Below are 10,354 nucleotides of genomic sequence, written 5' to 3'. Positions count from 1 at the left end.
TCATATTTTGATAAATTACGACATTTTTTGATATTTGACTCCATATTATTAAAGCATATCGGTCTAGTCAATTTTATTTTTTTGAAATTTCTGTGTGTTAAAATCTTGAAATTAGCCCAAAAACCAATCATAAAGCCATTTTGCATCAGCATATATGTTTTTTGAGTAGCAAAATTAAATTTTTATGATGTTTGTACAACGAGGAAAAGAGCATAAACAGGTAAAAAACGTTTTTCGAACTTTAAAAGACGTTTTTTCAAAACGAGGAGAAATTGGTAAGTAATTCTGCTATACTTCTGTTTACAAAATACGCTAAAGAGAAAGAGAGCTAGCATCTATGAAACTTCTTAAAACCATTCTCTTGCTTTTATTGATTGTCATTGGTGTAGCAACAGGCTATGTCCAACTAGGGCAACATAAACAAGAGACGACAAACTCTTCTTATGACAAAACCATTCACTTTCCATCAGATCGTTATCCAGAAACTGCGAAGCACATAGAAGAAGCTATTGACGAAGGTCATTCTTCCATTTGCACCATTGATCGGAAAAATAGTGATGAGCAAAGAGACAAATCACTTCATGGCATTCCAACAAAGCGTGGTTATGATCGTGATGAATGGCCAATGGCGATGTGTAAAGAAGGTGGAGCAGGGGCTTCTGTCAAATATGTACGTCCTTCGGATAATAGGGGGGCAGGCTCTTGGGTAAGTCATCAATTATCAGATGATCCTGATGGCACAAGAATCCAATTTATTATCGAGTAGCACGATCTTTCCTTTTTTCATAACAAAAATTTCTGTGTAAGTGCATTCACGTATATCAAACATTTTTTTCATGCCGATAATCTTTAAGGAGGGATACCCTACCTTATACCTAAAGGAGTAAAAAGCATGAAGAAAAAAGGAAAACTGAGGCTTGGCGCCAAAATAATGCTGATCTTTTTAAGTGTCCTCATCGTATTTTCAGCAGTGGTTGGTTATGTAGTGAACCGCGAAATGACAGAGAACATTAAGCAAATGGCCACCGAAAAAGCAAAAGGCGATCTAAAGCTAGGATACGCTTACCTAACTGAAAAGGTTGCTGGCTCGTGGCAGATAAAAGATGGCAAGCTTTACAAAGGAAATACTCAAATCAATAACCATGACACATTGGTTGATCAATTAGCCGAATATACTGGTGATACAATCACGATCTTCCAAGGAAATACCCGTGTTGCCACAAATGTCATGTTAAACGGGAAACGAGCTGTAGGAACCGAAGTCTCACCTGAAGTAAAGACCGCTGTTTTGGATAAAGGCGAACATTATTACGGAACAGCCAATGTTGCGGGTAAAGACTACCAAACGGCTTATATGCCCATCAAAAATGATACAGGGGAAACGATTGGTATTTTCTATACCGGTGCAAATCAAAGCATGATTTCACAAATGCTTCAGTCTTTCTTTATTCAATTTGTCACGGTTTTACTGTTAAGTTTAATTGTTTCTGTTATCATTATTTCTATTTTCACAAAGCGGATTCAGACACGTCTCAAACATATGGCATCTGCTATTAAGAGTGCGGGCGAAGGAAATTTAACCATCAACGTGACAGATCACACAGGCGATGAACTTTCTGAGCTGGCAGGTCACTTTAATAAGATGCGTGAGAAATTAAATCAAACCATTTTAAATGTGATCAAAACATCTGAATTAGTAGCCACCTCTTCTGAGGAGCTGTCAGCTAGCGCAGAAGAAACGAGTGCAGCATCAGAAAAAATTACCCATACCATTCAAGAAGTCGCTCAATCGTCTGAACAGCAATCGTCCCAAATGACAGCTAGTGAGCACACGATGAGACAAGTATCTAACGAGCTGGTAAACATCACTGAAAATGCGGGACAAATGGCAACAAGAAGCCAGTCCGCACAAGAAATGGCCCAAAAAGGTGTACAAAATATCGGTGAAGTCAATTCACAAATGACATCTATTGCAAAATCAATTGAAGAGAACGGCACAGCAATTCAAGCGCTAGAAACACGTTCAGCCGAGATTGATCAAATTTCCAAAGTGATTACAGATATCGCTAACCAAACAAATCTACTTGCTCTTAATGCGGCCATTGAGGCAGCACGCGCAGGTGAACATGGAAAAGGTTTTGCCGTTGTGGCAGACGAAGTGAGGAAGCTCGCAGAAGAATCGCAAACATCATCCAACATGATTTCACATCTCATTTCCGAAATACAAAAAGAGATGAATCATTCGACGAGTGCCATTAAACGAGTACGAGAGGAAGCGGCTCAAGGGGCTGTTCTTATTTCTCATACAGAGGATTCATTTATTGACATTCAGCAGTCAATGAAGGAAATGGCAGATGGCATTAAACATTTATCAGATGCATCCCAAAAAATCGCAGCTTATACAAATGATGCGAAGCAAACCTTTGCCTCTATCACAGAAGGCGTTAAACTGACGAGTGAACATTCACAACAAGTAGCAGGTTTAACAGAAGAACAATTTGCAGCAATGGAAGAAGTAACAGCTTCATCAGAGGCTCTCGCCCATTTAGCAGGAGACCTAAAAGAAATGGTTTCGCAATTTCACATCTAGATCCCTCATACAGTAGCGCAAGACGGCGACAATCGTCTTGCTGCCTAACATTCTCTTCAATTATCTTACTTTCAAACATTCACTTTTCAACATGATCCCAAGCTGGACAAATTTTATGAATAAAGGAGTTATCTATTATGAATGATTTAAATCAAACGTATCCCCTATCTATCTCCTATCACCAAATCACCGTATACACTGGAAGCACGACGCCACCTGTGATTGATTGGACAGATGACGATATTCTTCAAGGATTCGCAACTGGGGATCGAGGTATTTCTTTTGAAGGCATCAATAACGGAAAAGCTTCTATTATCGTGACATTAAACAGCCATGAGCCTCCATCATCCGTTGATAGAGTCATCACAGTGCCATTTACTCATTCAAGTGATCATGTTTATCTGACAAGCGTCATGGCACAGGTACTGTCTTTCTCCATTCCAAAAGGAGACTATCAGCTCACCTGCTATATATCTGAGCACCCTGATCAAGATCTCTATTATTTTGATTTTCAGACTGCTTAGATCACGCCTGGTCGTACTGTTCAAGCCATTTTTCCGCAAAATCGACCGATTCTCTCATCGGCAATAAATACGAATTGGCTAGCCCGATTTGACTGTGGTTATAACTACATCCTGATTGTAAGAAATCACGACCAATCTGTTCAAATAGTTCTTCTCTTGTGATGATATCTTGATACTCTTTCCACACCCTCCAACCATTCTCTAAAATGGGGGCCCCTCGTGTCATGAGGTCTTGCTGTGAGATTCGATATTCAGCTAAGTGAAAAGCTGTCACACTCTCGAATGACGTGCCAATTAGCAGCACTTTTGCATCAAGATCGTACATACGTCCAAGAGGTGAATTTTCTCCTAAACCATAAGGAAGCGCATGGTGTTTCAACACTTCATCTTTCCTTTTCCCCCAGGCGGTGAATGAGAAATGAGGATGATTGCTTCTTTCTACGCCTGGGTATTTCCAAAAGGTCTCCGCTACCTTTCCCATTGCTGTTGGAGCTGTGTAAGCTGGATCAAATGCAGGCATTGTGTCTTTGATCGGTTTCCACCAAGAATAAGGAACAGGCGGATTGATCCAATCAGCAGGATCCGACAGCTCTAATGTTTGTGCCGGCATAATCAGTGTTCCTTCATCTGTTAAAATATCCATCATAGCTTGTACAACGGCTATAGCTCCTCCATTCACCCAGCCAATAGATGACAAGGATGAGTGGACACATAAGATCATGCCCTTCCTTACACCAAGTTGAACCAAATCCGCTTTGATTCTTTCCTTTGTGATCGGTTCAGCCTGATGTTCAATTAATCTTTTCATCGGTTATTTCCTCCTGCGTCTCATCTATTCTTGATGAGTGAGACGTTTCACAGCGATAGACAATTTATAATTTGCATGCTTTGTTAGCTCCGTTAAAAATTGATCAAGCTCATCATGACTGGAAAAATGTCCTTCAGCCATATAACAGCCCTCTCCACTTATTTTAAACAGGTTTTTGATTTCTTCCTTTTGATGGAGAAACGATAAAAGCGGTTCATGATCATGACTTCGGGTAAAGAGCTGTAAAAATGTTTGGATGTTCTGCTGTGTCCGCCAGTTAATTGAAATGGTATAGGCTTCAATAACCCCCTCTTCTTCAAGCTTTAAAACTCTATTTTTAGCAGCTTGACCGGTTAAATGGACTTTTTCACCAAGTGCTTTCATCGTCAATCGGCTATTTTTTGAGAGTTCTTTTAATATATCCATATCTGTTTTGTCTAGCATTGGCTCACCTCTTTCAAAAATCAAGTCGTTCCGCTGAAAGACTTTCATGATCCTCTGTCACATGAAGCTCTTTTAATATACTGTAAACTTAATGAGAAAAAAAGGAGGCCTTCTAATGAAAATAACACTCATTCGTAATGCTACTTTATACCTTCAATATGGTCCGTCAACATTTTTAATCGATCCCTTTTTAGCAGCAAAAGGAACCTATCCACCGTTCCCACATACTGCCAATCAACATGTAAACAATCCAATTGTGGATCTGCCTGCAAACATTGATTTGGACAAGATATTACAGCCGGATGCTGTCCTGCTCACTCATTTACATGTAGATCACTTTGACGACGAGGCAAAAAAGAGGTTAGCGCAAACTTTGCCGATCTATACTCAATCAGAGAAAGATCGCACGATAGTGAAAGAAGCTGGATTTCAGCATGTTACATGCATTGAAGATGAAATGGATGTTTGCGGTGTTCATATGAAACGAACTGGCGGGCAGCACGGGACAGGAGAAACCGCTAAACGGATGGGACAAGTGAGCGGTTTTGTTTTCTCTCATCCTGATGAGCCTACTCTTTATATTGCAGGAGATACCATTTGGTGTGATGAGCCGAAAGAGGTTGTGAATACATGCCAGCCAGATATTATTGTGGTCAATAGTGGGGCTGCCCAATTTTTAGAGGGAGACCCTATTACGATGACAAAAGAAGAGATTGTAGACATTCACCATACTCAACCACAAGCTCAAATCATCGCCTGTCACCTTGAAGCCGTGAATCATTGTTTATTAACAAGAGCCGCATTAACATCTTACATTCAAGAGAAACATGCAGATCAGGCCATTTTTGTCCCTCAAGATGGTGAGACGCTGACCTTTTAACACATAAACAATAAAAACCGGCCCCTTGCTGCCGGTTTTCTTAAACTTATGGTCGATGGTGCTGTGGTTTTTTTAGTAATGGAACAAACCCGTTATTTTTTAAGTGATTGTAATGTTCATCCATTCGTTTTGTGATGTGCGTGCCTTGTTCCTTCGTTAACACACCATACTGAACGTATTTTTCGATCACTTCTTTTCGTTTAGACAAAATTTGCTGTTCAAGTACTTCAATTTGTTTTTGTTGCTCTGTCGTTAATTTTACTTGATGCGTGACGGGGCGCTTTTCCATTTGGGGTGTTTCTCCATGAGCCGTATTCACCTGAAAACCAAATAATAGCACCATCGTTAGTAAGATCAAACCACTTGTTTTTTTCATCTCTGTCGTTCCCTCCTTTATTCGATTTTAATTTGCACACTCTTTCCTTTTTTATACATTATTCACAGCATGAAATTGCACATAATATTCTTACTTTTTCGCTTTTCATCTGAAAACGTTGTCCTAACTGAAAAAGCGTGCTATGTTTTGTTTTGTATAAAAAATAGAGGAGGATTCTTAAATGAGTCGTTTTTATCATAGAAAACCTATATGGGTGCTGCTTGTTGTGTCTGCTCTCATGCTTGTCATGTCTGCTTGCAATCAATCAGGCTCATCTCAGTCTGGAGAATCAAAGTGGGATCAGATTCAAAAGAAAGGGAAAATCGTGGTCGCTACTTCAGGCACCTTGTATCCTACGTCTTACCATGATACATCGAACGGCAAGGATCAATTGACTGGCTATGAAGTGGAAGTCGTCAAAGAAGCATTTAAGCGCCTTGACGTAAAAGTAGAATTTAAAGAAATGGGTTATGACGGTATGCTCAGTGCCATTAATTCAGGTCAGGTGGATGCCGCTGCAAACGATATCGACATCACAGATGACAGGAAAGATAAGTTCGCCTTTTCAACACCTTATAAATACTCCTATGGAACCGCTATCGTCAGAAAAGATGATCTGTCAGGTATTAAAACGCTAAAGGATTTAAAAGGAAAGAAAGCAGCAGGTGCTGCAACGACCATCTATATGGATGTTGCCCGTAAGTATGGTGCAAAAGAAGTCATCTATGATAATGCCACAAACGAGCAATATTTAAAGGATGTCGCAAACGGCCGTACAGATGTCATTTTAAATGACTACTACTTGCAAACACTGGCGCTTGCTGCATTCCCTAAGCTAAATATTACGATCCATCCAGACTTAAAATACATGCCGAATGAACAAGGGTTTGTGATGAAAAAAGACAATACAGAGCTTCAAAAAGAATTAAATCGTGTATTAAAAGAGATGAAAAAAGATGGAACCATGAAAAAGATTTCAGAGAAATTCTTTAATCATGCTGACGTCTCAAAGAAAATTGATGTTGATGTCGAAGATGTCGACATTTCTAAATAAGGAGCCGCAGACGTGGGAGATATTCATTTAGAATATATCTTTAATCCTGCACTGGCAAAAGCGTCATTTCCGTTTGTGATGAAAGGCATCTGGCTGACGCTGCTCATTTCTTTTGTGAGCATGTTTTTTGGTACGATTCTAGGCTTTTTTATTGCCCTTGCTAGGATGGCAAATACGTGGTTCCTTCGGCTGCCTGCACGGCTGTATATTTCATTTATGCGAGGGGTTCCCATTCTGGTCATTTTGTTTATCCTTTATTTCGGATTCCCTTACATCGGCATTGAATTTACAGCTGTCACTGCTGCTATTATTGGATTCAGCTTCAATAGCGCTGCATACATTGCCGAAATTAACCGGGCGGCTCTCTCCTCTGTTCCAAGTGGTCAAGTGGAAGCCGCCAAATCACTTGGTCTCAGCTATTGGCAAACGATGCGTGGAGTCATTTTGCCTCAATCCGTGCGCATTGCACTGCCGCCCCTGACCAACGTCATGCTTGATTTAATCAAAGCTTCCTCACTAGCGGCAATGATTACTGTGCCCGAACTCTTCCAGCAAGCAAAAATTGTGGGTGGACGAGAATTCGATTATATGACCATGTATATATTGGTTGCCTTGATTTACTGGGGCATATGCAGTGTGGTCTCATTGCTCCAAGACTTTTTGGAAAAACGCTATGCAAAATATCTATAACAACAAAAAGCAGATCCATTGGATCTGCTTAGATTGTTGACAAAGGGCTAAAATGAACTTGATTTTAGCCCTTTGTTTTCTTTTCAGCGTGATAGAAAACCTTTGCAGTCTAGGAAAGACGAGCACTGGCGCGGAGCGAATTTGATATTCGTGAGCACCAGCACGCAGGACTGACAAAGAATGCGAGGGTTTGCCTACGCGCTAAGATCCTTGAGATCTGCTTTTTAATGTATCAGCCATAACCACACATACAACCCCAATAACGTGATGATCAGAGTTGGTATGGTTAGAATGATTCCAGCTTTCATGTATGCCCCCCAAGAAATATGCACACCTTTTTTCTTCAAGACATGAAGCCACAGCAATGTCGCCAATGAACCGATTGGGGTCATTTTTGGACCAAGGTTTGAGCCGATGACGTTGGCATAAATCAGTGCATCTCTCATCACACCTGCTGTATCTGTGTGACCGATGGCAATCGCATCAATTAAAACGGTTGGGAGGTTGTTCATGACAGAAGATAGCACTGCTGCCAGAACCCCCATAAACATCGTTCCCGCAAGTAAACCGTGTGACGCCCCCTGTTCAATCCACGCCGCTAAAATTTCTGTCAGGCCGACATTTTTCAGCCCATACACCACGACATACATGCCGATAGAGAAAAACACAATCGACCACGGTGCTTCTTTGACGACTCGTTTTGTCGCTACTTGTGGACTCCGTTTTGCCAGCCATAAGAAAGCAATGGCAATGCCTCCTACAATGATTGACACCGGAATGCCTGCCAATTCCCCAGCAAAATATCCAACAAGCAAGCACCCTAACACATACCAAGATAACCGGAACATGCGTAGATCACGAATGGCCGAAACTGGTTCCTTCGCCTGCGAAACATCGTACGTTTTCGGGATGAGTTTCCGATAAAACACATACAGCACAAGCATACTAGCGCCAAGCGATACAAGGTTTGGGACGAACATGTTTGCTGTATATTCAAGAAAGCCAATATGAAAATAATCGGCTGATACGATATTGACCAAGTTACTAATGACAAATGGCAAAGACGTCGTATCTGCAATAAAGCCGCTTGCCATGACAAATGGCAGGATCATACGCTCATCCAGCTTCAGCGCTCTGACCACAGATAAAACGATCGGGGTTAAGATAAGTGCTGCTCCATCGTTGGCAAAAAAAGCTGCTACCACAGCGCCGAGCAATGTTAAATAAATAAACATGCGGACCCCGTTCCCTCTTGCGGCTTTTGCCATATGAAGTGCCGCCCATTCAAAAAAACCAATCTCATCTAAAATCAATGAAATGATGATAATTCCAATAAATGCAAAGGTGGCGTTCCAGACAATTTGGGTAACTTCCCATACATCGCCCAAATGAACGACCCCAAAAACAAGAGCAAGAATCGCTCCCCCGCACGCTGACCATCCAATGGTTAAACGTCCTGGCTGCCAAATGACAAGGACGAGGGTCATGATGAAAATTAAAATGGCCAAGGTGACTGATCCCAAAGGTGGCCCTCCTTTCACTTTCCTCATAAAATCTTTATCTATCATACAACGAAATAAGGCAATTGTATGCCATTTTATGATCTCGCATAAAAATCCGCAGGTCATCCTTTGCACCTGCGGAGTCCACGCCTATTGATCTTTTTTCATCAGCATCAATTCAATAAATAACTCACATCGCTGGCTAAAATGACTTAAATCTATAGACGTCATTTCAAAAATTTGTTTCATTCGATAGTTTAGTGTATTTTGATGAATAAACAACTGCTCTGCAGCTGGTTTTAGCTTACAATTATTCAATAAGTAGACCTCTAAGGTTTTTAAAAATGATGTTTGGCTGTCACGGTCTTTTTCCTTTAGGCGCAACAAATCTGGATTAAAGTCGTTTTTCTTTTTTTGGTGACTGTAAATCGAGTCTAAGAACCGGAAGACCCCCAAATGCTCGTAATCGTATGGAATCAATTCCTGTCCGCCGACAATCTTCACTGCTTTCACGACTTCTATCGCTTCAAATCGACTTGTGCTCATTTTCATGACATCTCGATATTCTCTTCCCATCCCAATATATAAAGGAGATGGATGTGTATGCGTTTTCGATTGAAGATGGGCGACGACATCCGCAGCGGTCGCTTTTGGTGAGTGGCGATCTGACAAACTGCCTAATATCACGACGATGTCTGCTTGCACAGAGTAGACGTGATTGACCTTGTCTTCTAGCTGTAAATAGGTTCTAATCATATCCTTCACATCTTCTGCCGTCTCACTTTTGTTATCGGCGGCATGAACAACCATCACAGTAAAGACAGCTGGCAGTGGAATGCTTAAATTCTCAGCTTCCCATTTCAGCTCTTCTTCTGTATAAAAATGATCATCCATGACCTTTTTGAAGAACTCTTCAATCTTGCCTTCCTTTTTCTCCAACTGTTTCTTATTTTTATAAATAACTTTTCCAACTTGAAACGATGCCTCGTGTAAAAATTGCAGCTCCTCTTGAGAGAGAGAATCTTCAATGTCCTGCACCCAAATAAAGCCGACAACCTCTTGTTTGTGTTTGGCGCTCACAGCCACTCGTCGATTAAACCCGAGCTCCTCATGACCATTCACATAAAAAGGATTTGAATCTGTATATAGCTGCTCAATGACCCCTGTTTTTTTTAACCAATCCACCACAGCTCCTGGGCATTCCTTTGAGAAAATGGTTTGCTGATTGACTGGGTCGAACTGCTGGATGCTGTAAGAATTATAAGCAAGCAGCTGACATTCAGTACTTTCTAAAATGACTGGTTTTTTTAAATACCCACTAATAAATGCAATTAATTTATCGACATCAAAAAATGTATGAAGCTTTTCTAATATCTCTTCCATCCCGATTGCTCCCTGAATAAGTGATACATTTATCATACTTCTTTCCAGTCATATTTGTATAGAAACAAGTCGTAGACAGGTAAAAAAAGCATGAACTCGCCTG

11 protein-coding genes are annotated in these 10,354 nt (G+C 40.8%); 6 read left to right on the top strand and 5 right to left on the bottom strand.

All coding sequences use genetic code 11. The annotated features are described in order from the left end of the window. The first annotated feature begins 337 nt into the window (after positions 1-337). From NST73_RS01935 to comJ, 3 genes are all read left to right on the top strand, one after another. The gene (locus NST73_RS01935) at positions 338-766 is read left to right on the top strand and encodes a NucA/NucB deoxyribonuclease domain-containing protein (protein WP_058336347.1); all 429 of its coding nucleotides are present in this window, start codon (positions 338-340) and stop codon (positions 764-766) included. 126 nt (positions 767-892) lie between these two features. After that, complete coding sequence (locus NST73_RS01930; RefSeq protein ID WP_326242339.1) at positions 893-2,590, top strand: methyl-accepting chemotaxis protein; 1,698 nt, start codon at positions 893-895, stop codon at positions 2,588-2,590. A gap of 137 nt (positions 2,591-2,727) precedes the next feature. Then, entirely contained in the window at positions 2,728-3,114 is a 387-nt protein-coding gene (comJ, locus tag NST73_RS01925; protein ID WP_039166300.1) for a competence protein ComJ, read from the top strand. A gap of 1 nt (position 3,115) precedes the next feature. Here comJ and NST73_RS01920 read toward each other — a convergent pair whose 3' ends face one another. After that, the gene (locus NST73_RS01920; protein ID WP_259254051.1) at positions 3,116-3,922 is read right to left on the bottom strand and encodes an AAC(3) family N-acetyltransferase; all 807 of its coding nucleotides are present in this window, start codon (positions 3,920-3,922) and stop codon (positions 3,116-3,118) included. 24 nt (positions 3,923-3,946) lie between these two features. Next, positions 3,947-4,366: an Lrp/AsnC family transcriptional regulator gene (locus tag NST73_RS01915; protein WP_024718958.1), complete on the bottom strand. Its 420-nt coding sequence runs from the start codon at positions 4,364-4,366 to the stop codon at positions 3,947-3,949. A 115-nt stretch (positions 4,367-4,481) separates the two neighbouring features. On the opposite strand from NST73_RS01915, the gene NST73_RS01910 reads away from it, so the two are divergent. Continuing rightward, on the top strand, positions 4,482-5,246 hold the full coding sequence (locus NST73_RS01910; RefSeq protein WP_216895540.1) for an MBL fold metallo-hydrolase: 765 nt from the start codon (positions 4,482-4,484) through the stop codon (positions 5,244-5,246). Between the two features lie 46 nt (positions 5,247-5,292). Here NST73_RS01910 and NST73_RS01905 read toward each other — a convergent pair whose 3' ends face one another. Beyond that, positions 5,293-5,622: a YckD family protein gene (locus tag NST73_RS01905; protein WP_024718960.1), complete on the bottom strand. Its 330-nt coding sequence runs from the start codon at positions 5,620-5,622 to the stop codon at positions 5,293-5,295. A gap of 181 nt (positions 5,623-5,803) precedes the next feature. Between NST73_RS01905 and NST73_RS01900 the strand changes: the two genes are divergently transcribed. Together NST73_RS01900 and NST73_RS01895 are read left to right on the top strand one after the other, a co-directional pair. Beyond that, the gene (locus NST73_RS01900; protein ID WP_008347852.1) at positions 5,804-6,676 is read left to right on the top strand and encodes a transporter substrate-binding domain-containing protein; all 873 of its coding nucleotides are present in this window, start codon (positions 5,804-5,806) and stop codon (positions 6,674-6,676) included. A 12-nt stretch (positions 6,677-6,688) separates the two neighbouring features. Then, positions 6,689-7,366 (top strand): amino acid ABC transporter permease, encoded by a 678-nt coding sequence (locus NST73_RS01895; RefSeq protein WP_008347854.1) that lies wholly within the window; start codon positions 6,689-6,691, stop codon positions 7,364-7,366. Positions 7,367-7,590: 224 nt separating this feature from the next. Here the strand turns inward: NST73_RS01895 and NST73_RS01890 are convergent, their stop codons facing one another. Together NST73_RS01890 and NST73_RS01885 are read right to left on the bottom strand one after the other, a co-directional pair. Beyond that, the gene (locus tag NST73_RS01890; protein WP_144679661.1) at positions 7,591-8,889 is read right to left on the bottom strand and encodes an arsenic transporter; all 1,299 of its coding nucleotides are present in this window, start codon (positions 8,887-8,889) and stop codon (positions 7,591-7,593) included. A 129-nt stretch (positions 8,890-9,018) separates the two neighbouring features. Beyond that, the gene (locus NST73_RS01885; RefSeq protein ID WP_008342058.1) at positions 9,019-10,251 is read right to left on the bottom strand and encodes a helix-turn-helix domain-containing protein; all 1,233 of its coding nucleotides are present in this window, start codon (positions 10,249-10,251) and stop codon (positions 9,019-9,021) included. Between the last annotated feature and the right edge of the window lie 103 nt (positions 10,252-10,354).

The sequence above is a fragment of the Bacillus sp. FSL W7-1034 genome (assembly GCF_038593365.1).
GTDB lineage: Bacteria > Bacillota > Bacilli > Bacillales > Bacillaceae > Bacillus > Bacillus altitudinis.
Note: the sequence above shows the minus strand (reverse complement) of the source record. Positions and strands in the feature narration are given on the sequence as shown.